The sequence below is a fragment of the Streptomyces sp. Alt3 genome, assembly GCF_030719215.1.
Lineage (GTDB): Bacteria > Actinomycetota > Actinomycetes > Streptomycetales > Streptomycetaceae > Streptomyces > Streptomyces glycanivorans.
In genome coordinates, this window is the sequence record NZ_CP120983.1 from 8,280,034 (window position 1) to 8,300,359 (window position 20,326).

The following is a 20,326-nucleotide window of genomic DNA, read 5'->3' on the forward strand; positions in this document are numbered from 1 at the left end:
GCGCACGCACAAGGACTCAGAGAGATTGGCTGCGTTGAAGAAGGGGAAGGCCTGCATCAGTTCCGTGCCGCGATGCTGGGGCGTGTATCGAAAGTGCTGGTCGTCGGCGTGACACCGCCCAAAATGACATGCAGTCTTCGCCCGGTCGTGCTGGTATCGATCCCTATGAATGATTACTTTCCCGATGAAGCCGACTTGACGGACAGGATGGAACGGAACCTGGCGGAACACGCCTGCCATCTGCACCGGAGCATGTCCGGTGCGACGGTCACGGAGACCGGCGACCTCCTGGTCGCGGACAGCGGCCTGGACGACGACACGTTCAACATCGTCGCTGCGGCCCGCTTCACCGCCGACGACGCCGCAGCCCGTATCTCCGAGACTGTCGGGACGTTGGCCGGTACCGGCCGCAGTTTCTCCTGGTGGGTGGGACCTGCCTCGACACCGACAGACCTCACCACCCGCCTGACAGCAGCTGGCCTGCCGGTGTCCGAGCGTGAGACGGCCATGTGGGCCGAGCTGGACGACATCCTGCCGATTCCCTCTGTTCCGGGTCTCGACATCCGAACGGTGACCACGCCCGAGCAGCTCGCCGACTACGCCACGGTCCTCGCCGCGAACTGGAACCCACCCGCCGAAACCGTCCGCGACTTCTTCGCCCGGGCTGCTTCCCAGGCGCTGGCCGCGACTTGTCCGGCCCGGTACCTGGTGGGCTACGTGGAGAACCGTCCGGTCTGCTCCGCCGAGGTGTTCCACCACGCCGGAGTCGCCGGCGTCTACAACATCTCCACCCTGGCCGCCCACCGCCGGCGCGGCTACGGCGGAGCCATCACGCTCGTGGCCCTTCACGCTGCCCGCGAGCGAGACCATGGCATCGCGGTCCTGCAGGCATCGGCCGACGGCGAGCCTGTGTACCGCCGCCTGGGGTTCCGCGCCTGCGGCCAGTTCGTCGAACACGCCATCAACACCTGAACCTCCACGACTCCACGGACGTCCGTCCGTCGCCCCTGATTGAGCTGTTCACAGCCACTCATTGATGGCCGCTACGAGGACAGTGGCCTCGTAGCGGCCCGCGAGCTTGTCGAATCTCGTGGCCACGGCCCGGTTCCTTTTGAGGCGGTTGATGCCGCACTCGACTGCATGCCGAGCCTTGTAGTCCTCGGCGTTGAAGCCGGGCGGCAGGCCACCGAGGGAACCGAGCTTCTTGCGGTTGCGTGCCTGGTCGGCCTTGTCTGGAATGGTGCAGCGGATGCCGCGGCGGCGCAGGTAGCCGCGGTTCCTGCGGGAGGCGTACGCCTTGTCCGCACGGACCCGGTTGGGGCGGACACGCGGCCGACCCGGCCCTAGGCGGGGCACACGCCCTCTCCAGCACGGGCTCGAGCTGCGGCGAATCGCCGCGTTGCCCTACCGTGATCACGATCGACATGGGCTTCTGGCCCTGCTCGACCGCCAGGTGCAACTTGGTGGTGAATCCGCCGCGGGACCTTCCCAGCCCGTGATCTCCGGGCTCGGTGAACACACCGCCAGGCGGTTCCTTCTGCAGGTCACCCCGTTTATGGGCCCCGGCTGCATGCTGGTGAGCGCGGCAGACCGTGGAGTCGATACTCAGGTCCCAGACGATCGCTCCTCTCGCATCGGCCAGGGACTGAAGCCGAATGAGGATCCGCTGCCAGGTACCGTTGCGCTGCCACCGTCGGAACAAGTCGTAGACCCGGCTCCATGGTCCGTACTCGACGGGCACGTCCCGCCACGGCACACCGGTCCGCACGCGGAACCGTATGCCGTCGATCAACTGCCGGCGCGGTCAGACAAGGGGCCGTCCCACTCTCGCGCCCTTCGGCAGCAACGGTTCCAGCACTGCCCACTGCTCGTCCGTGAGATCTCCTCGTCCGTGAGATCTCCTCGTCCCCTGAACGGTGATCATTCACAGCTCAAGATCCGTTTCGATACACGCCCTAGTAGGGCTTTGTTAGGTGGTGTCGTAGGTCTGCCATGGGGTGGGTTGCTGGCAGGTGGGGCAGGTGCCGGTCCAGGTGGCTAACAGGTGCTGGAGGAGGGCCAGGGCCTGGTAGAGGGTCAGGCCCTGGCAGGGACTTTTGGGCAGGACCGCTGTTCGGTCAGGAAGAGGTGGGCTGCGGTGACGAGGGTGACGTGGCGGTGCCAGCCGGTGAACGAGCGGCCCTCGAAGTGGTCCAGTCCGAGGGTGGTCTTCAGCTCGCGGTAGTCGTGTTCGATGCGCCAGCGGAGTTTCGCGAGGCGGACGAGATCGCGGGCGGGGATGTCGGCGGGCAGGTTGGAGATCCAGTACTTGACCGGCTCGTTCTCACCTTCGGGCCACTGGGCGATCAGCCACCGCAGACCGATGACACCGTTGGGGGCGGGTTTCGGGCGACGGCCGGCGAGGCGGACCCGCAGGAACACGAAGTGGGCGGACATGGCGGCTTTCGAGCCCTTGCGCCAGGTGACCGCTACTGCCTTGTCGCGTCCTGCGGCCAGGACGTGTTCGCGCAGGCTGACCGGACGGGTGCGGTAGCGGGGCAACGGTCTGGGCCCGAGTCCTCCATAGGGCGGCTCGTAAGGTTCAGCGGTCTCGGCATGGGCTGTCATCTCGCCCTTGACCTGCAAGGCATAGGCCAGCCCGCGGTCTTCCAGACCGTGGCGGAAGTCGGCATTCGCCCCGTATCCGGTGTCCGCGACCAGCACTGCCGGACGTAGTCCGAGCGCGGCCAGTTCGTCGAGCATGTCCAGCGCCAGCTGCCACTTCGGGCGGTGATGCTCCCCTTCGGGGATCCGGCAGAGAGCCCGACGGTCCGCAGCCTCCGGCTGGTCCCAGCTGCCGGGTAGGAACAGCCGCCAGGACAACGGGCACGACGCGGTGTCGGAGGCAGCATGCACGCTGACCCCTATCTGGCAGTTCCCGACCTTGCCCAAAGTGCCGGAGTACTGTCTGGCAACCCCGGGCGAGGATGTCCCGTCCTTCGGGAACCCGGTGTCATCCACCACCCACACCTGCGGACGGACCACAGCCACCGCCCGGCGGGCCAGCCTGGCGCGGACCTCGTTGACCGGCCAGGTCGACGAGGTCATGAACTGCTGCAGCTGCTGATGGTCCACGCCGAGGCGTCCGGCCATCGGCTGCATTGACTTCCGGCGCCCGTCCAGCAGCAGGCCCTGCAGATACAGCCCGCCCTTCGCCCGCTGGTCAGCACGCGCCAAAGGCGCGAACACCTCCCCGGCGAAGTCCTCCAACCGGTCCCGACACGTCCCGAGTTCATCTGCCCTCATACCAGCAGGAAACCAGCACAGCGACCACCTGCCTAGATACCTAACAAAGCCCTACTAGTCGGCGCTGATGACCGCTGCCTGCGCGCGGCATCGTTCCAGCCCCGCAGTCACCTCTTCGTGGGCGGGACAGTCCGGGCTGTCCAGAAGTTCGCCAGCCGCAGTCATGGCGGCCCAGAAGTCGGGTGGTGAGCCGCGCCAGTCCTGGAACCGGGTTTTGGCGAAGTAGAGGAAGATCTTCGTGAGTTCCCCGGTGCGAAACCACGCGAGTAGGCCGCTGGGATAGCCCCCGCGGGCACCAGCGGCGATTCCCAAAAGGCCGCGGATACGCTCGTCGTGTTCCCCAAGTGCTCGATCCACGATGAAGACGTGCCCACACTTGAGAAGGAAAGCGAGGTCCTCCTCCTCGCCCACCGCGAAGTCCGAGAAGAGTGGCTCAACCTCGCGGAGCCGGGCCTCGGCGTCAGTCCGGGGCACGCCCAGGGCCAAGCACACGGCCAACACACAGGTGCCCCAGTTGCCGGTCCTCGCGGCCAGCACCGCGAAAGCCTCCTCGTCCCTTTGCCCTGCGGCGAGCAATTCCTGCGCCTCCAGGACCAGAGAGCCCTCGTTCCCCCCCCCGTGACTCATGGCGAGAGACTACCGCCCGGTGCGATGGCCGAGCCAGCCGCGATCGCCTAAGCACTGTCCGGCGGATCATGTGACTTTCCGACCGGTCTCTCGTTGGTTGGGGCATGGGCCGGGGGACCTGGCGAATCGCGAGTGATCGCTGCTGGAGCCGCTTCTGCCGCCTGCGGGTGGTCGAGGCGGCCGGTGGAACGACCACCGCACGGTGCTCAACGGAATCCTGTTCCGGATCCGCCGGTCCGGCTGGACAGCAGGCACAGCACCTGTAGTTGACCGTTGCCGCTCTGATCGAACATGGAATCCGGCGGTCCTGCGCCACCGGCGTCATAGAGGAGGTAAAAACCGCCGCTCACAACTGTCGACGCCTGCCGGAGCAGGCGGAGGAAACCTGTGCCGTCGCCGATAGCGGCACTGCAACCGGTCGGCGGTACGCCTCGCGGGCCTGACTCCGGCGGCCCGCTGCTCGACGAGAACAACATCGCGGTGCTAACCGACAACACCGACGCCTCAGCGGTGCACGTGTACACCGAGCGGACCGATCCCAGCGCGCCGATCCGTCACTGCCGCCTCGGACATCGCAGTCCGATCGCCTGAGAGAACACCTTCTGAACGACATCAACCACGCTGGCGCAAGACGCATGACCCGTATCCAGGAACCGGGGTCAAGGACCGTCTGAGGAGCGGTTCTCTTCTGGAGTGCTTCTTGGCGTCGGCTGGTCCCTGTGCCACCCGCTTCGGCGGGCTGAGGGTGCCGGCCACTTTACTTTCCGGGTCCGCTCCCCGGGATGCCGCAGCCTGCTGGGCATCGCACGCCGGAGAGATGAGCGAGCCGGTCGTCATTCACCGGCCCTCGCCTACAGGCGGGGTTCACCGCCGTGATGGAAGCAATCCGGGTGTCCAGGGCCGGACCGGGCCGCCCCGGTACCCGGCCCGATCACGTCCTGGGCGGCAAGGGCCACTCGAAGGCGCTCCGCGCGTGGCTCCGCCGCCGGGGCATTCCGCTCACGAGGGATCATCACCCGGTACGACGAAACCGCTCGGTCCTACGAAGTGCCCGTCGCCATTGCCTCACTCCTGGCGTGGGCGTGAAGGCTGACGAACCGACTCAGTCCATGTCCTCGTCCGCATCTTCCTCCATGCTCTCGTACCCGGAGCGGAAGAGTGCGGAGAAGCTGGGGTGCTTGGTGGTGTCGCCGTACTTCGGCGCGAACTCGTAGGCGGCCCACTCGCCGTCCGGCCCGGCGTCGGTCGGATCGAGCAGCCAGAAGTCCTCTCCCCGGGCGATCTCGATGGACCTGCGGAACAGCTGAACGTCGTCCTCGTTGCCGGGTATGGAGGCGTAGGTCTCGATCACGCGGCTGCCTGCCTCGCTGTCCCGCATCCATCTGACGCGGCCGCACGGATGGGCGCCGTCCACATGGTCATCGAGGCGCTTCCACCCGTCGCTCGCCAGGAAGAATCCCCGCAGGCCGGGTGGGAACCGCACGCCGAGCCGCTCCTCGGCTGCCGCCAGAGCTTCCTCTCGGGCAGGGGCTTCACCCAGCCACAGCTCGACTTGCCCGTCTTGGTCCAGCGCCTCCAGCTGATCCTCGTCCAGGAGTTCGTCCAGCTCTTCCTCGTCGGCACGGACCTTCACGTACAGCTTGCTGTATTGCTCCAGAAAGTCACGCCACGCCTGTGGCGTGGTCAGAACGGCGGCAACGCCATTGTCTCCAGGCTCAGTTGTCTCACTCATGCCGATCATGGTGCCAGGTGGCTACGACAATGCCGAAGGCCGCCCGGCAGTACCGCGTGCGAGAGCAGGTTCGCGGTTGCCGCCAGTGACGCGGGCATGGCAAAGGCTTCAGTCAGGCGTTGCTGACGCCGCTCCCGGTGCCATGGGCCTGCCGTTCGGTGATGTGGCGGTACAGGGCGCCGAGCGCGGCGGCCTGGACGATGGCACCGATGGGAATGCCTATCAATCCTGCGGGGCCGGCGACGAGGAACGGCATCGAGGTCGGTGCGGTGGCCAGGATGGCCCACATTCCGGCGAAGCTGGCGTCTCCGGACGAAGAGTGGGAGATGGCATCTACGGTCACCCACAGGCACACCGCGAGTACAACGCCCAGATATCCCAGGGCCAGAGGGTTGACCAGGTAGTGGCGGAGAGCCTGGGGCAGCGAGCGAGAATTCTTGTCCATGTCGGATCTCCTGGGGATGCCGGAATGCCCGGTGCGGTGACTGATCTGCTGACGATCTGAACAATGCCGTCCGCCGTTATCCGCCACATGAGTAGCCATACTCACGCCGGCCAATCTGCTGCGGAGGTTGATCTGAATGCCAGGGAAGACCGGTCCTCGAAATGCCGCACACGCTGCGGGCGATCGACGGCGAGGACGAGACGCTCGCCGCGCTGGAGATGATCGTCGGCTTCGACGACGACCTGCCTGGCGAGGTCACCAGGGCAGCCAACCGGCGGGTGGGGTGGGATCCGGTCAGAGGACTTGGCCTGCTGCGCTTCCGATGGGGCCGTTGGCGAGTGTGATGGTGGCTTGATGCGTTTGCCGGTGGGTTCGCGGCGCATTTCGAAGCTCTGACACAGGGCGATGACGATTTCCAGGTCGTGTTGTCCGGCTCGTCCTGGGTCGGGGCTCCGGGGCACCGGGAGGGTTGCTTCGGAGGCGGGTGGGCGCAAGGGTGCCGTCCACGATGAGCACAGTGTCCTTGCGGAACCCCTGCGGGGTTGCAGCGCGAGCAATGGGCCGAGGTGGTCGATGATGCGGTCGGCCGCGGACTTTGAGATACCGAAGAGAGGGTTATGCTGACGCAACGTCAAGTTCGTGCGCCAGTAAGTCACTACCAGCAGCACACGGTCGTCCAGCGGAAGTGACCACGGGCGGCTATTGCGGACCGGATCCACACCCTCGCGGCGCAGTGCCGTCACCGGCTTGCCTAGGACACGCGGGCTCAGCCCGGCGAACGGGGCTATCCAGGAAGGCTCCGACCCCGTGATCACACCAGCCACTGCGGAATCGCGGTCGAGCCGCTGACCGGCGTCGACGGAGAAGTCGGGCTGGAGGGCCGGGCCGCGACCTGTTGCAAGGTGCAGGCCGAGCACCGTATGGTCTCGCGGGCAGCGATGATCACGACGGGAATTCCACCGGCGGGCACTGTGAGGTCCTCGGGCCGACCGCGAGGCCCTCGGTCCGATGCCCGGCGACGGATTCGCGACGCGCGCACGGCGGCGGAGGGCCGCGCCCATCCGGCCCGGACCGGGAGATCGAGCGACGGACCGGCGTCGTCCCGGCCTCCCTCACCGCCGCCCCGTACCGACCACCGCCGTTCCCGTCGAAGCAGTTGCCCGTGACCACACCGCCCAGCAGGACGCGACCGCCGAGTCGGCTTGTCAGGCCCGTAGCGGGGGATCGGCGCCGACAGGACAGGCCGCGTCGCGCCGAGAACCGTTCCGGAAGATGTGCTCGTCGTCCCGCACACCGAACAAGGAGAGATCTTGTCCACCCATCCGCTCACGACGGACACCGGCGAACTCGGCCCGCTGCCCCATGATTTTCCCTTCGACCCCACCCACGGCTACGACCTGCCGCGCCTCCTCGCGGTGAAGGCGCCGCCGGGCCCGGACGACTTCGCCGACTTCTGGCGAGAGCGCTACGCGAGTGCGCTGCGAGTCGACCCGTCGCCTCGCGTCGAGGGGCCTTGGGCCACGGTGGACGGCATGCGGGTCGCCGACGTCTCGTACACGTCCGCCGACGGCGTCCGTATCGGCGGATGGCTGACCGTCCCCGCCGACGGCCGGGTCACACGCGGCTGTGTGGCGACACACGGCTACGGAGGCCGGGTGGCCCCGGACTCCTGGCAGTCCCCGCCGGAGACCGCGACCATCTGGCCCTGCCTGCGTGGGCTGGGGACGCGGAGCCTGCTGCCCGGCGTTCCCCCGAAGTCGGCGGGGCACGTCCTGCACGGTATCGGCGCCCGGGAGTCGTACCTCATCGGCGGGTGTGTGGCGGACGTCTGGTGCGCGGCCACCGCACTTCGGCGACTGGTGCCGGAGGCCGCCGGACGGCTGACCTACCTGGGCACGAGTTTCGGCGGCGGCATCGGGGCACTGGCGCTCCCCTGGGACGACCGTTTCCACGCCGCCGGGCTGACGGTGCCGACCTTCGGAAACCATCCGCTCCGGGTGACACTCCCGTGCACGGGCAGCGGTGAGTCGGTGCGTACGCGGCTGGCCGAGGACCCCTCGGTGCTGGACGTCCTGGCGTACTTCGATGCTGCGACGGCGGCCCGGCACATCAAGATCCCCGTACATGTGGGTGCCGCCCTGTTCGATCCGTCGGTGCCCCCTCCGGGGCAGTTCGCGGTGTACAACGGCCTGGCCGGACCGCGCGAGCTGTTGGTCCTGAGGGCCGGCCACTTCGACCACCCGGGGGAGCGGGCCGAGACGGCAGCCCTGGAAGAAGCCCAGCGACGTTTCCTGTCGGGGGCCGGTGCCGCGGGTCCGCGCCCCGCCGCCTGACCTCCTGCCGCACGGTCGGACCCGCAGTGCCGAGGAGCTCACGGTTTCCTGCCCCGTGACCCGGTGGTTCCGCGACGCCGTCGACGCCCGGCCCGCAGGACGTCGCGGGACCGCCACGGTCGCTGATTCCAGGTACGGACGCCGACCATGCGCGATATGCTGATGCAGAATGTGCAAGGGATTTGCAGAACGAGGAGGGCCATGGTTACGCGGGCGACTGATGCAGGGACGAACCAGAGCGTCGAACGAGCGGTCTCGGTGCTGCGCGCACTCGACTCCGGCCGGCCCGAACTCCGTGTCTCCGACGTCGCCGAGCTCACCGGGCTGGGCTCCTCGACGACCTCCCGCCTGTTGTCCACCCTGGAACGCCTCGACATGGTCGAACGCGATCCGGTCAGCAACCTCTACCGCCTCAGTCTCGGCCTTCTTCCGCTGGCCGCCACCGCCACCAACCGCCACCCCGTGCACCGGGCCGCCCGCACAGTGCTCCAGGGCCTCGCCACCCGCACCGGTCTCGGGGCCAATGTGGCCGTACGCCGCGGTGGCGAGCTGATGTTCCTGTGCAATTTCGAGGGCACGCGCGCCCCCAAGTCCTACACGCAGGCCGGGCACACCGCCCCGCTGCATGCCACGAGCATCGGCAAGTGCCTGCTCACCGGGCTGGCCCCCAAGGAGCGCCGCAAGCTGCTGGGGGATCCCCTCGACGCGCACACCGAGTACACGACCACCAGTCACGACCTCCTCGACGCCGAGATCGACACCGTCCGGCGCATCGGCTACGCCGTCGAGGCCGAGGAGCGCGCCCTGGGCCGTGCGTCCCTCGCCGCGCCGGTCCGTGACGCGTCGGGTGAGATCGTTGCCGCCATCTCTCTCTGGGGCCCGACCTCGGTACTCGGGGACCGCTCCGACACCGAGGGGCAGCGCCTCGCCCTCGTGCGCGAGGTCATCGAGGCCGCCGACGCCACCAGTCAGGCCCTCGGCGCGCTCTGACGTGGACGGGGAAGGGGGTCCGGTGGAAGCCGATCGGCTTCCACCGGACCCCCTTCCCCGTATGGCTATGCGCCGTATGCCTTGAGGGCTGTCACGTGCGCGTGCCGAGCCCCGTGCGTCGCGTCCACCACGAGCCGTAGCGCGTCGGTGCGTACAGGGCCGCCGTCGAGCCCCCGCAACGCGTGTACGCGGTGGCGGCGTCGGTTGTCCGTCACCGTCACGAGCGTGTGCCATGTACCGGCGGCGTCGCACCTCTGGACGCGGTAGTCGCGTACGAGCTCCGGCATGACCTCGTACGGGGTGCGGTGGCGGTGGAGGTTGTTGAGGTACTCGTCGACGTCATCGTCGAACACCAGGCGAATCTCGGTGAGGTCCTGCTCGTCGTGCCAGTCGAGACGGAGCCACCTGGCGTCGTCCTCCCGGGCGGAGGACCACATGTTCGGTCCGCCATAGGGACGTTGGTATCCGCCTACGGCCCGTTCGGGGTGGAACGCCCGGGTGTCGGGGGCCGCCCGGAAGGCGAAGGTCTGCCGGCGCAGGCCGCGGGCCTGCCATTCCAGGACCAGCTGGCCGTCCTCCTCCGGGATGTCGTGGTCGACGCCCACGTCCCCCTCGGCCTTCCTGCGCAGGGCGAGCACACCGTCGGTGCGTTCGGGGAGGAGGACCAGGGCCGTGTCGGCACAGGCTCGGACGATGAGGACCGCGTTCCCGGGTGTGTCGGGGTGGTGGTCGAGACGGGCGGTCACCCAGTGGGGACCGCCGGACGGGACGGTGACCGTGGTCGTGAGGAGATGGTCGGCGGGAACCGCGTTCTCGGGCCGGCCCGTGCTCCACAGTTCCACGGTGAGATCGCGGGACCGGCCGTCCGGGGCACCGTGGACGAGCAGGTCGACCGTGTCGAGTGCGGGGTCGACCGGCAGCAGGAGGGCCAGGTCGCGGGTGAGGGGGTACGGGGTGCCGGGGGCGTCCTGCGTGGGTTCGGCGGCCAGACGGCTCAGGCAGGAGGAGGCCGTTACGTCGGCAGCGCGCGCCAGGTTGCCGGGGTCCTCGTCGGCGAGGCCGATCACGGAGGCGTCCTGGCGCAGCAGGGTGCGGCGCACCAGTTCCGACCGTCCGGTGGCGAGTTCCCGCGGCGTGATGCCCTCGGCGACGCACAGGGCCGCGGCGGTACCAGCGGCCTCGCCGATCGTCGCGCAGGTGGCCATGACGCGGGTGGCCCCGAAGGCGATGTGGGTGGCGGAGATGTTGCGTCCGGCGAAGTGCAGGTTCGTGACGTTCGCCGAGTAGAGGGAGCGCAGCGGGATGTGGAAGATGCCGTCCGCGTACCGCTGGCGCGCGCCGGGCTCCTCTGCGTACATGCCCTGCACGGGGTGGAGGTCGACGGACCAGCCGCCGAAGGCGATCCGGTCCTCGAACCGGCGCTGTTGGAGGATGTCCTGCTGCGTGAGGACGTGATCGCCGAGGAAGCGGCGGTACTCGCGTTTGCCGGGCAGACTGCCGACCCATTCCAGGGTGAGGTTCGCCGCGTCCGGGAACTCGCCGGAGTTCTTGATGTGGTCCCAGACACCCATGATCACGGCCTGGAGCTCGTCGCGGATGCGTTCGTTGTCGTGGACCGTGTCGAGCTCACCGCCCCACTCGATCCACCAGTAGTCACAGCCGTTGTCCCCGGTGCGCAGGATGCGGTTGCGCAGGATGGGGGTGGTCGACAAGTCCTTGGCATAGGAGGGCGGTACGAACTTCACAGGGCGGCCCGTGTCCCTGGTGTGGAAGAGGGTCGTCGAGCCGAGTAGCGCCCGGTCCGCCTCGGGCGGTGCCCAGGGCTCGTCGAACTCGCTCTGCGACTCACGGCCGATGCGGTAACGGGCGCCGGCGAGGTGACCGACCAGACCGTCTCCGGTGCAGTCGAGGAACTGGTGCGCACGGAAGGTGATGCGGCGCTCCGAGCCCATCATCCAGCCGGTGCAGGAGTGCACCTCGCGGCTGTCGGCGGGGCCGCTCGCGTCGACCTCGCGTACGTCGGTGTTGAGGTAGAGGTCGATGTTCGGTTCGGCGCGGACGGCGTCGAGGACGACCTGGTCCCAGTAGTAGGGGTTGCCCTCGGGGTTGCGGTACTGGTTCTCGGTGTACAGCTCGCCCATGATCCCGGTCTCGCGGGCCCAGCGGTGCACGCCGTGTGCGGAAGCGCCGCAGACCCAGACACGTATCTCGCTGCTGGCGTTGCCTCCCAGGACCGGCCGGTTGTTGACCAGGGCGACGCGGCGGCCGAGCCGGGCCGCGGCGATGGCCGCGCAGGTCCCCGCCAATCCGCCGCCGATCACGGCGATGTCGTAATGGACCTCTTCTTCCCGCACGGTGCGGCCTCCTTGGTGTGAAGCTCGGATACTCCCCGCCGCAGCGGAGCGCTCTTGAACGTACATCACATCCATATTGTGCAACCACTGTTCAATCAATGGGATCCGCTGTAAGTTCCGGTTGCGGCCACCGACCTGGCCGTCGTGAGCCGAAGTGCAAGTTCGCGGCAGGTGGCGCGTGTTTGCCGGGCCTGAGCGGAATCGGCGATTCACCGACGAAAAGGGTTGACGCCATCGCACGATATGGAGAACGATCCCGCATGCTGCAACTTGCATTCAGCGCAGCAGGGGCGGCGACGTTCACGCAGGGCACCGGCGCTCCCGCCACCATTTGAGAGGACAGACCCATGAGTACGGCCGCACCTCCCCAGAAGGCGCCCCCGCCCCGCGAGCGGAGCGGGGGACGGCTCTCCAACGGTGCGTTCGCCCTGCTGCTGACCGCACCGGGCCTCGCCCTGTTCGCGGCGATCATCTTCTACCCGCTGTTGTCGGCGCTGTTCACCGGCTTCTTCAAGCAGGATCTGCGGCTGCCGGGACGGGAGTTCGCCGGCCTTGACAACTTCACCTACTGGCTGGACGGAGACTTCCTCACCATCCTCGAGCAGACGCTGATCTTCACCGTCGGTGCGACGCTCGTCCCCTTCGTGATCGGCTTCGCACTCGCGCTCGCGTTGAACACCGGGCTCAAGGCCAGCGGCTTCCTGCGCGGCCTGTTCCTGTTCCCCTGGGTGATCCCGGGCGTGGTGGTCTCCTTCCTCTGGATGTGGATCTTCAACGCGAACTACGGGGTGCTCAACGGCGTCCTCATGGAGACCGGGATCATCGACGAGTCCGTGGCCTGGCTCGGCCGGCCCGGCACCGCGATGCTCGCCGTGATCGTCACCAAGACCTGGGCCAGCTTCCCCTGGATGATGGTGATGCTCCTGGCCGGCCTGCAGACCGTGCCCAAGGAACTGCACGAGGCGGCCTCGATGGACGGGGCCGGCTCGGTCCGGCGCTTCTTCGCCGTCACCTGGCCGCAAGTGCGCGGTGTCGCCTCGATCGTGCTCCTGCTGGAGTTCATCTGGAACTTCCAGCACTTCGACACCATCTACGTCCTCACCGGCGGCGGACCCGCCGGCACCACCGAGACGTTCGCGACCGCCGTGTACCAGACCGCCTTCAAGGGCTTCGACATCGGCCGGGCCACCGCACTCGGCGGACTGTGGATGCTGCTCCTGCTCCTCCTCGTCGCCGCCTATCTCAGGATCACCGAGCGGAAGGGCGACGCCTGATGACCTCCACCACCTCCACCCCGCTGCCGGCCGTCGACCGTCCGCAGCCGTCCGCCACGCGGGGTGAGCGCGGCGCCCGCCGCCGCATCCGCAAGGACCTGCTGCGTTCGCGGATCGCCGCCTGGAGCGCGGTCGTCGTCATCGGCGCCTTCGGTCTGCTGCCGGTCTACTGGCTGCTCGTCACCGCGCTGAGCACCCCCGAGTCGACCTTCCAGTTCCCGCCGAAGCTGATACCCACCGATCTCACCCTCAGCAACTTCACGGCCCTGGCCGAGAACGACCAGCTGATCAAGTACATGATCAACTCGCTCGTCGTGGCCTCGATCACCGCCGTGCTGAGCGTGGTCGTCGCCACCTACATGGGCTACTCGTTCTCCAAGTTCCGCTACCGGGGGCGGCGTTCGCTGATGCACCTGGTACTGGCCTCCCAGATGTTCCCCCAGGCGCTTCTCCTGGTGACGCTGTACACCGTCTTCTCCAGCTTCGGCATGCTCAACACGTACAGCGCCCTGGTGCTCTCCTTCACCACGTTCACCATGCCGCTGTGCGTCTGGATGCTGAAGGGCATCTTCGACACCATCCCCGACGCCCTGCTGGAAGCGGCGGCCATCGACGGCGCGTCCCGGTGGCGGACGCTGCACTCCATCGTGGCGCCGCTGGCCGCGCCGGGGATGATCGCCGCCGGGCTCTTCGCCTTCGTACGCGGCTGGAACGACTTCATCTTCGCGCTGACCCTGGCAGACAAGGAGAAGCAGACCCTGCCCCCCGGGCTCGTCTCCACCTACATCGGCGAATTCCAGACCGCCTGGCCCCAGTTGATGGCTGCCTCGCTCGTGGTGTCAGTGCCTGTGATCGTCGCCTTCATGTTCCTGCAGCGCTACCTCGTCGGCGGCATGACCGCCGGTTCGGTCAAGAGCTGAACCCGCGGGTCCGGCCCGCGCCCTCACCTACCTCCCCTCCCGCACATTCCCCATGGAGAGATCATGACCACCTCTGGCATCAGCCGGCGCGGCGCGCTGCGCATGTTCGGCATCGGCGCGCTCGGTGTAGCGGGCGCCGGTGTGCTCGGCGCCTGTGCGCCGTCCGGCTCGCCCTCCAACGGCGGTGACCCGAAGTCCAAGAACTTCGACTTCACCTCCTGGTCGCTCAACGAGGAAGCCGCCAAGCCCTCGATCGAGAAGATCATCGCGGCATGGGAGAAGGCCGAGAAGTCGAAGATCCGCGCTGTCTCGTACCCGTACAACGAGTACCTGAGCCAGCTCACCCTCAAGCTGGGCGGCGGTGAGACCACGGGTGCGGTGCACCTCGACATCGCCTGGCTCGCCGCGATGGCGCAGATGGGCAAGCTGGTCGACCTCGGATCGGTGGTCGGCAGGGGCGGCTACACGGACGTGGCGCTGAAGAGCGGCACGTACGACGGCAAGCAGTACGGGCTGCCGTGGAACACCGGATCGATCGGTGTGATAGCCAACTCCCAGCTCCTGGAGAAGGCCGGGATCAAGAAGCACCCCACCACCGTCGAGGAGTTCGAGGCGGCGCTGGGCGAGCTGAAGGGACTCGGGGGCGGGGTGGTGCCGTATGCCGCTGCCACCAAGGTCGCGCAGCTCAAGGACATCTTCCCGTGGATGCAGACCTTCGGCTGCAAGATGCTCGACGGCGGGAAGGTCACGATAGGCGACGACGCCTCGGTCGACGCGGTCACCTGGTACAAGAAGCTGCATGACGAGAAGCTGATCGCCGCCGATGTGGACCGCTTCGACGCGCGCGCCCTGTTCGGGCAGGGCAAGGCGGCCTTCTACGACGACGCGATCATCGGCAAGGGTGTGACCTCCGCCCAGTCCAAGGACAAGACGCTGGCCGACTCCATGCAGCCGATGGAGCGTCCGGTGCTCAAGGCCGGGGACACGCCGCAGGCGCTGCTGTGGGGCGGTGTGATCGCGATCGTGAACGGCAAGGGACAGGACGCGGCGACCGAGTTCGCGCTGCACACCACCACCGACCAGGCCACCACTTCCGAGTACTTCTCCGCACGCGCACTGCCGCCGTCCACCACCGCCGGTCTGGCCGCTCCCGAGGTCGCCAGGGACAGCTTCACCACGGAGTGGACCCAGAAGATCACCAGGACCGCGACCGGCAGCCCGTTCTGGCAGTTCGCGCAGAACGCCCAGATCGAGGAGGCCGTCGGCAAGCAGGTACAGGCCGTCCTTGTCGGCAAGTCGAAGCCGAAGGACGCGATGAAGCAGGCCGGCGAGGAGGTCGCCGCGCTCATCAAGCGCTGAGGCCGAGCGCCGTGGTCCGGGCCCGGTGGGCGTCGCACGCTCTGCCGGGCCCTGCCTCGTACCCCGACCCCGCACGACGACCGCCGGCCGGCGCTCGGGCCGCTGTCGTCCGCGTCATCTCCCACGCCGCACACACCCGCGAAGGAGCTCATCTTGCGACGCCCCACGGTACGTACGTACACCGCCTCTGCCGCGGCTCTGGCCGCCCTCCTCCTGCCCGCCCCGGCCGCCGGGGCCGACACCGCGCAGACCACGGCCGCCGCGGCGACGGTCATCGAGAAGGTCCCCTACGCGATGGACACGTCGAACCAGGCCGCCTGGTGGACACCGGTTGCTACGTACAAGGGCCGCGGGCAGTACACGTACTTCGCCTTCAACGAGCCGGGCTCGACGGCCGCGACGCACCGGCCCGCCATCGCGCGGCGTGACCCTGACGGGGCCTGGAGCCGATTGCCGTTGCTGAACGGTGACGGGCGGCAGGCCGAGTTCCCTGACGACAACGGCCACAACCAGCCGTCGGTCGCCCGCGACGGCAGTGGTCGCCTGCATGTCTTCGCCTCCATGCACGCCGATTCCTGGCGCTACTTCCGTTCCGGGGCCCCCGGCGGCGACGTCACCGACCATGCGTCGGAGTTGCCCGATCAGGGCGTGGGCATCACCTATCCGGTCGTCACCACCGCGCCCAACGGCGACCTGTATCTGGCCGCCCGCGTCGGGACGGGTTCCGATCAGCGTCCGGGCAAGCTGTACCGGTGGGACAACGCCAACTCCCGCTGGAGCCTCGTCACGGCCTTCGCGAGTGCCCTGTACCGTTCCGTGTACCCCGACGACATCACGGTGGACGCTTCAGGCCGTGTGCACCTGCTCTTCGAGTGGGCGAAGGCGCCGGCGACCGCGTTCCGCCACCAGCTCTCGTATCTGGGCTACGACCCGTCGACCGGCGCCTTCGCGGACAGTACGAACACGAGGGTCGCCACCCCGGTCACGCCCGCGACCTCCGACGTCGTCCAGGACCTCACCGCAGGGGAGGAGTGGAGCGCCGACAACGCCTACACCGGTCCCGCGGTGCAGAGCGCCAAGCTCACCCTTGACGGCTCGACGCCGAAGATCGCCTACCGCTACCGTTCGGCGGACAGTGGTGGTCACTTCCGCGTGTACTACGCCTATCCGAGCGGTGGCGGCTGGGTGGGCAAGACGGTGTACGCCGGCGGGCAGACCGCGGCCGCTCTCGGTATCACCTGGGACGGGACGGACTCCAAGCGTGTGTACTACGTGACCACGTCGGGCACCGACCGGGTCTTTTCCGCGACCCAGTCGGCAGGCGGTGCCTGGATCGCGCAGTCCGCCGCGCCGGGCGTGAGCGCGGACCGGTTGGCGGTACGACGGGACTCGGACGGTCACGACGTGCTCTATCTTCCGGATACCGCACACAACACCCTCTACTACACGACCCGCTGAGGGGCGCGGTGGGCTGTTCCGCTGAGACAGCGCACCGGTCGTCTCCTCGTGTTCCCGCATCGTGACCGCCGGCCTCGGGCTCGGCACGGCTGTGCCCCTCTGCCGAAGGCATGACCCGGGGTGTGCGGCCCATGCTCTTCGTCGAGGACCTGGGGTCCTGGTACGACGCGCGCAGCGAGGTCTGCTCGGTCGGCTTGGCAGTCCGAGAACTGTGTGAGCGCAAACGCACCGTCCCCGGCATCGGGTCTGCCGGGGGCCGTGCGTTTCGCATGGGGCCCGGGGCCGCGAAGCGGCTCCGCCGCGCGATCCGGCTGGTGGAGCCCCCTGCTCCGAAGCGTCCGGCGGTGTGCTGTCGATCACCGGCTGCGGGGGGCGGGATGCGTCACTGACCGGCGTCAGCGGGTCTCGACGACGACCTTCTCGATCACGACGTCTTCCAGGGGGCGGTCGTTGCGGCCGGTTTCGGCGTTGGCGATGGTGTCGACGACCCTCTGGCTGGAGGTGTCGGTGACCTCGCCGAAGATGGTGTGCTTGCCGGTGAGCCACGTGGTCGGTCCGCAGGTGATGAAGAACTGGGAGCCGTTGGTGCCTGGCCCGGAGTTGGCCATGGCCAGAAGGTAGGGCTTGGTGAAGGCAAGGTCCGGGTGGAACTCGTCGGCGAACTTGTACCCGGGGCCGCCCGATCCGTTGCTCAGGGGGCGCACCTCTTCCCTTTGACCGTTAGCACCGACCGGACGAGAGCCAAGCCATGCCCGGGCGCACCCTCTCCCCAGCACATGCAGCGCTCGTTGCACAGGTGCATCTGGACCCCGGCCGGGGGAGGAGCCGAAGCGGCGGTCAGTCGGCTGTCGGAAGTCTCTTACCGGTGCCCGGCCTTTGTGACGGCGCGGTCCAAAAGCAGAGGAGGGAATAGCATCCGGCTCACCCGCGCCCGTCCCCGTCCACCGTGCGGTTTCCGCACGTTCCTCCAGTAACAGGTGCTCGTCCTGCGCAGCTTCCGCCACCAAATCCTACCTCTTAGCTTGTTCTTCAACCTCGGGACGGCTGACCAACTGCGAGGTGTCGTCGAGCGGCTGATCTCTGCCGGCCAAGGGGCAGGCCGGGGACCCGGCCATCGTGATCGTCGGCGTGGACAGCGCTCGACCCTGCGCGGACGCCGTGACTCGTACACGGGAGCTTGGACTTTTCCCGGAACCGCTGACGGCCTCGCCCCATGCGGCTGAGATCGACGAAGCGGAAGTGACGGAGCCAGCTGACGAGGACTTCTGGACTTGCGTGCGCACCGCGCTCGCCTTCACGGCAGACGTTGCTCCTTGAGGAGACCTACGTCCGCAACGCCGCACGCCGGCACCGCCTCACACCGGGGAATCTCGGCACAGTGCGCGCCGGTCTCGGCCCCCCTTGCTGACCGTTTGGCCTGACCTGACCCCGGACATCGGCGCGGTCCTTGCCGCGCTGCCCGAGGAGGGGGTAAGCGTCATGCGCGCACGGTCCGGCGCTCGATTTCGTGTTCACGAACTGCGCCCACCAGCAGGTCCATGCCTGGTGGGGTTTACTGTTGCCGGCCGGGACGTTGGCCAGTCTTCGGGGACGTCGATCGTGACGGCGTCGTACGCGGCAGGGGGTGAAGATATACGCCCACACCACCCGGCGGGACGAGACGGGCGTCGCGCGGCCACCTGTCGCAGCGGTCGCTCAGAGGTGGCCGTCCAGGAACTTCCGTACCTCGGTGCTGCTCAGGGGTCCCGTGCCGTGCGCCACTGCCTCTCCCTCCTTCAGCAGGACGTAGGACGGGGCTCCGGTGATCCCGTATCGCTCGGTTGCGGCCGGACAACGCGTGATGTCGGCGCGGACGGCCGTCAGGCGGCCCGTGTATTCGTCGGCGATGCCACCCACGACGAGGTCCATCACCCGGCAGGGCTCGATTACTTTGGGCCATGTCCCGGTGAAGTATGCGAGGACCGGGACTTCGCTCATCCCGAGAATGAAATTGAACTCCGCGTCCTCACGAGGGCGGTGAACCCGCTTCGCCATCGAACCTCCTGATCTCACGTTCCGTCGTCCCATCCCCATCATCCCTCGGGCGGTGTGCCAGGCAGGCCCGGTCGGTCGTCCGGTCGATCTGTCGGAATGGGGCACGGAGCCGTCGCAGAGCCACGGTGGTCCCCGGCGCGAGCGGCCCGGCCCCCGGCCCTGGCGCCGCGGCCCGGCCGCCCGTCGGTCACCCAGTCGCAGCCCGCCGCGCGCCCGTAGGTCAGCCCATACCGGGGCAGTGGCTCCAAAGCAACATGAAAGCCTTTTCTCAGGGCATAGCGGTCCGGATCGCCGGCCATACGCGCGATGAGCTTTTCGCGATTCCTGGACCGCCCGCGGACGCGGTCGTGGACGGCCGAAGTACGTCAGCTGACCCGAGGACCGACCGCCAGCGTCAGTTCAAGGACGCGCTGTGGCGATGCGAGATCCGGAAACAGCTCCCGCACCTGCGACATCCGGTACCGGACTGTCTGGGGATGGACGAACAACGCCGCCGCCACCTCGTCCCGCCTGCCCTGGTGCAGCAGCCACGCCCGCAACGTCTCCTCCAGTCGCCGTGCGGTCGCGACAGGCAAGGTCCGCAACGGTGCGAGGGCCCGGGCACGCAGGTCTGCGAACGCGTCCACGTCGGCGCTCAGCACCAGCTCGGGCAGGTGGTCCTCGGTGTCGCGAATATCGGAGGAGAGGGAGCGCGCGCGTTTGGCTCGTGCGTACGAGGCGGACGCACGAGTCCATGGCCGGGCCGGGCCGACCACGGCGGTGCGGTCGGCCAGCCGCCGCAGGAGATGTGACCGGTCGGCATCGGGGACGAGTAGCACACCGGTGGCGTCCGGCAGGTCGTCGAGGACCAGGGTGCTCGGGTCGAGCGCGCGGTATGCAGGCCGGGCCTGGGCGGAGGGCAGCAGGACCGCGGTCAGCGAGACCGGAGGCTGCCACCCGGCCCGTTGAGCAGAGGCCAGCAGCACATCCGGGCTCGCGCCGGTGAGGAGGTCGCGGGCCAGGTGTTCCAGGTGGCGCTCGTGGGCCCTGCCCCGGGCAGCCAGTTCGTCGGCGTGGCCCGCAGCGCTCGCAGCGGAGAGCTCGTCGATGTAGGCGAAGGTCAGCTCGGCGAACTTGGCGACCTCGGCTGCGGGCAGACCTGCGGGCACGGCACCCGCTGCCAGACATCGCCAGGCCACGCGGGCGCCGACGCGGTATGCGCTGAGCAGGGCGTCCATCGAACGGCCGTCGCGCACCTCGCCGCGGCCCAGCTCGTAGGCGGCGTCACCGCCGTCACCGCCTGTGGCGTTCCCGCTCGCGAGGTCCAGGTAGTGCCCCAGGGCGGTGCGGACGGCTCGGCGGATGGTGCTGCCCATGCGGCCCGAAAGGGCGTTGGCGTAGGGAGGGATCTCGTCGATGATCGCCTGGACGACCTCGTCGGCGGTGCTCCTCAGCGCGACCCGAAGCGCTGTGACCGTCGTCTCATCCAGGGTCAGTTCGCTGGCCCTCCGGATTGCATAACTCATGTTTTGTTCC

The 20,326-nt window shown here is 68.4% G+C and carries 15 protein-coding genes and 5 pseudogenes; 10 read left to right on the forward strand and 10 right to left on the reverse strand.

Going from position 1 to position 20,326, the window contains the following annotated elements:
* Nucleotides 1-207: 207 nt before the first annotated feature.
* Nucleotides 208-972 carry a GNAT family N-acetyltransferase gene (locus tag P8A20_RS36730; protein ID WP_306105239.1) on the forward strand — a complete coding sequence of 255 codons (765 nt, stop codon included), beginning with the start codon at nt 208-210 and terminating at the stop codon, nt 970-972.
* A 48-nt stretch (nt 973-1,020) separates the two neighbouring features.
* Here the strand turns inward: P8A20_RS36730 and P8A20_RS36735 are convergent.
* From P8A20_RS36735 to P8A20_RS36745, 3 genes and pseudogenes are all read right to left on the reverse strand, one after another.
* Nucleotides 1,021-1,924: pseudogene (locus P8A20_RS36735) on the reverse strand (IS5 family transposase).
* A gap of 152 nt (nt 1,925-2,076) precedes the next feature.
* Nucleotides 2,077-3,285: an IS701 family transposase gene (locus P8A20_RS36740; protein ID WP_306105071.1), complete on the reverse strand. Its 1,209-nt coding sequence runs from the start codon at nt 3,283-3,285 to the stop codon at nt 2,077-2,079.
* A 54-nt stretch (nt 3,286-3,339) separates the two neighbouring features.
* Complete coding sequence (locus P8A20_RS36745; RefSeq protein WP_306105072.1) at nt 3,340-3,912, reverse strand: hypothetical protein; 573 nt, start codon at nt 3,910-3,912, stop codon at nt 3,340-3,342.
* Nucleotides 3,913-4,051: 139 nt separating this feature from the next.
* On the opposite strand from P8A20_RS36745, the pseudogene P8A20_RS36750 reads away from it, so the two are divergent.
* A pseudogene (locus P8A20_RS36750) lies at nt 4,052-4,145 on the forward strand (IS5/IS1182 family transposase); the annotation flags it as partial.
* Between the two features lie 154 nt (nt 4,146-4,299).
* Nucleotides 4,300-4,503 (forward strand): hypothetical protein, encoded by a 204-nt coding sequence (locus tag P8A20_RS36755; RefSeq protein ID WP_306105073.1) that lies wholly within the window; start codon nt 4,300-4,302, stop codon nt 4,501-4,503.
* A 511-nt stretch (nt 4,504-5,014) separates the two neighbouring features.
* Here P8A20_RS36755 and P8A20_RS36765 read toward each other — a convergent pair.
* Nucleotides 5,015-5,653 carry an SMI1/KNR4 family protein gene (locus tag P8A20_RS36765; protein WP_306105074.1) on the reverse strand — a complete coding sequence of 213 codons (639 nt, stop codon included), beginning with the start codon at nt 5,651-5,653 and terminating at the stop codon, nt 5,015-5,017.
* Between the two features lie 103 nt (nt 5,654-5,756).
* Entirely contained in the window at nt 5,757-6,089 is a 333-nt protein-coding gene (locus P8A20_RS36770; RefSeq protein WP_147961025.1) for an SCO4225 family membrane protein, read from the reverse strand.
* Nucleotides 6,090-6,250: 161 nt separating this feature from the next.
* Between P8A20_RS36770 and P8A20_RS36775 the strand changes: the two are divergent.
* Nucleotides 6,251-6,373 (forward strand): annotated as a pseudogene (locus tag P8A20_RS36775) (IS110 family transposase); the annotation flags it as partial.
* Nucleotides 6,374-6,569: 196 nt separating this feature from the next.
* On the opposite strand, the pseudogene P8A20_RS36780 reads toward P8A20_RS36775, so the two are convergent.
* Nucleotides 6,570-6,913, reverse strand: a pseudogene (locus P8A20_RS36780) (helix-turn-helix domain-containing protein); the annotation flags it as partial.
* A 486-nt stretch (nt 6,914-7,399) separates the two neighbouring features.
* On the opposite strand from P8A20_RS36780, the gene P8A20_RS36785 reads away from it, so the two are divergent.
* Nucleotides 7,400-8,422 carry an acetylxylan esterase gene (locus P8A20_RS36785; protein WP_306105075.1) on the forward strand — a complete coding sequence of 341 codons (1,023 nt, stop codon included), beginning with the start codon at nt 7,400-7,402 and terminating at the stop codon, nt 8,420-8,422.
* 201 nt (nt 8,423-8,623) lie between these two features.
* Entirely contained in the window at nt 8,624-9,412 is a 789-nt protein-coding gene (locus P8A20_RS36790; RefSeq protein ID WP_147961027.1) for an IclR family transcriptional regulator, read from the forward strand.
* A gap of 65 nt (nt 9,413-9,477) precedes the next feature.
* Here the strand turns inward: P8A20_RS36790 and P8A20_RS36795 are convergent, their stop codons facing one another.
* Nucleotides 9,478-11,766: an FAD-dependent oxidoreductase gene (locus tag P8A20_RS36795; RefSeq protein ID WP_306105076.1), complete on the reverse strand. Its 2,289-nt coding sequence runs from the start codon at nt 11,764-11,766 to the stop codon at nt 9,478-9,480.
* Nucleotides 11,767-12,113: 347 nt separating this feature from the next.
* On the opposite strand from P8A20_RS36795, the gene P8A20_RS36800 reads away from it, so the two are divergent.
* The 4 genes from P8A20_RS36800 (at nt 12,114) to P8A20_RS36815 (ending at nt 16,777) form a co-directional block, all read left to right on the forward strand.
* Complete coding sequence (locus P8A20_RS36800) at nt 12,114-13,040, forward strand: carbohydrate ABC transporter permease (RefSeq protein ID WP_147961028.1); 927 nt, start codon at nt 12,114-12,116, stop codon at nt 13,038-13,040.
* Nucleotides 13,040-13,960: a carbohydrate ABC transporter permease gene (locus tag P8A20_RS36805; RefSeq protein ID WP_147961029.1), complete on the forward strand. Its 921-nt coding sequence runs from the start codon at nt 13,040-13,042 to the stop codon at nt 13,958-13,960. The genes P8A20_RS36800 and P8A20_RS36805 overlap by 1 nt, the downstream gene beginning before the upstream one ends.
* Nucleotides 13,961-14,023: 63 nt before the next feature.
* Nucleotides 14,024-15,319, forward strand: a complete 1,296-nt coding sequence (locus tag P8A20_RS36810; protein ID WP_306105077.1) for a sugar ABC transporter substrate-binding protein — start codon at nt 14,024-14,026, stop codon at nt 15,317-15,319.
* Nucleotides 15,320-15,472: 153 nt separating this feature from the next.
* Complete coding sequence (locus tag P8A20_RS36815; RefSeq protein ID WP_306105078.1) at nt 15,473-16,777, forward strand: BNR-4 repeat-containing protein; 1,305 nt, start codon at nt 15,473-15,475, stop codon at nt 16,775-16,777.
* A 395-nt stretch (nt 16,778-17,172) separates the two neighbouring features.
* Here P8A20_RS36815 and P8A20_RS36820 read toward each other — a convergent pair.
* The 3 genes and pseudogenes from P8A20_RS36820 to P8A20_RS36830 form a co-directional block, all read right to left on the reverse strand.
* A pseudogene (locus P8A20_RS36820) lies at nt 17,173-17,475 on the reverse strand (peptidylprolyl isomerase); the annotation flags it as partial.
* Nucleotides 17,476-18,472: 997 nt separating this feature from the next.
* Nucleotides 18,473-18,811: a thioredoxin family protein gene (locus P8A20_RS36825; RefSeq protein WP_147961032.1), complete on the reverse strand. Its 339-nt coding sequence runs from the start codon at nt 18,809-18,811 to the stop codon at nt 18,473-18,475.
* 365 nt (nt 18,812-19,176) lie between these two features.
* Complete coding sequence (locus P8A20_RS36830) at nt 19,177-20,316, reverse strand: PucR family transcriptional regulator (RefSeq protein WP_147961033.1); 1,140 nt, start codon at nt 20,314-20,316, stop codon at nt 19,177-19,179.
* Between the last annotated feature and the right edge of the window lie 10 nt (nt 20,317-20,326).

Excerpts from the sequence above, each read along its gene's own strand:
- P8A20_RS36745 (WP_306105072.1), bottom strand. The coding sequence starts at position 3,912 with ATGAGTCACGGGGGGGGGAACGAGGGCTCTCTGGTCCTGGAGGCGCAG.
- P8A20_RS36805 (WP_147961029.1), top strand. The coding sequence starts at position 13,040 with ATGACCTCCACCACCTCCACCCCGCTGCCGGCCGTCGACCGTCCGCAG.
- P8A20_RS36770 (WP_147961025.1), bottom strand. The coding sequence starts at position 6,089 with ATGGACAAGAATTCTCGCTCGCTGCCCCAGGCTCTCCGCCACTACCTG.
- P8A20_RS36740 (WP_306105071.1), bottom strand. The coding sequence starts at position 3,285 with ATGAGGGCAGATGAACTCGGGACGTGTCGGGACCGGTTGGAGGACTTC.
- P8A20_RS36730 (WP_306105239.1), top strand. The coding sequence starts at position 208 with ATGGAACGGAACCTGGCGGAACACGCCTGCCATCTGCACCGGAGCATG.
- P8A20_RS36790 (WP_147961027.1), top strand. The coding sequence starts at position 8,624 with ATGGTTACGCGGGCGACTGATGCAGGGACGAACCAGAGCGTCGAACGA.
- P8A20_RS36765 (WP_306105074.1), bottom strand. The coding sequence starts at position 5,653 with ATGATCGGCATGAGTGAGACAACTGAGCCTGGAGACAATGGCGTTGCC.
- P8A20_RS36830 (WP_147961033.1), bottom strand. The coding sequence starts at position 20,316 with ATGAGTTATGCAATCCGGAGGGCCAGCGAACTGACCCTGGATGAGACG.
- P8A20_RS36810 (WP_306105077.1), top strand. The coding sequence starts at position 14,024 with ATGACCACCTCTGGCATCAGCCGGCGCGGCGCGCTGCGCATGTTCGGC.
- P8A20_RS36825 (WP_147961032.1), bottom strand. The coding sequence starts at position 18,811 with ATGGCGAAGCGGGTTCACCGCCCTCGTGAGGACGCGGAGTTCAATTTC.
- P8A20_RS36800 (WP_147961028.1), top strand. The coding sequence starts at position 12,114 with ATGAGTACGGCCGCACCTCCCCAGAAGGCGCCCCCGCCCCGCGAGCGG.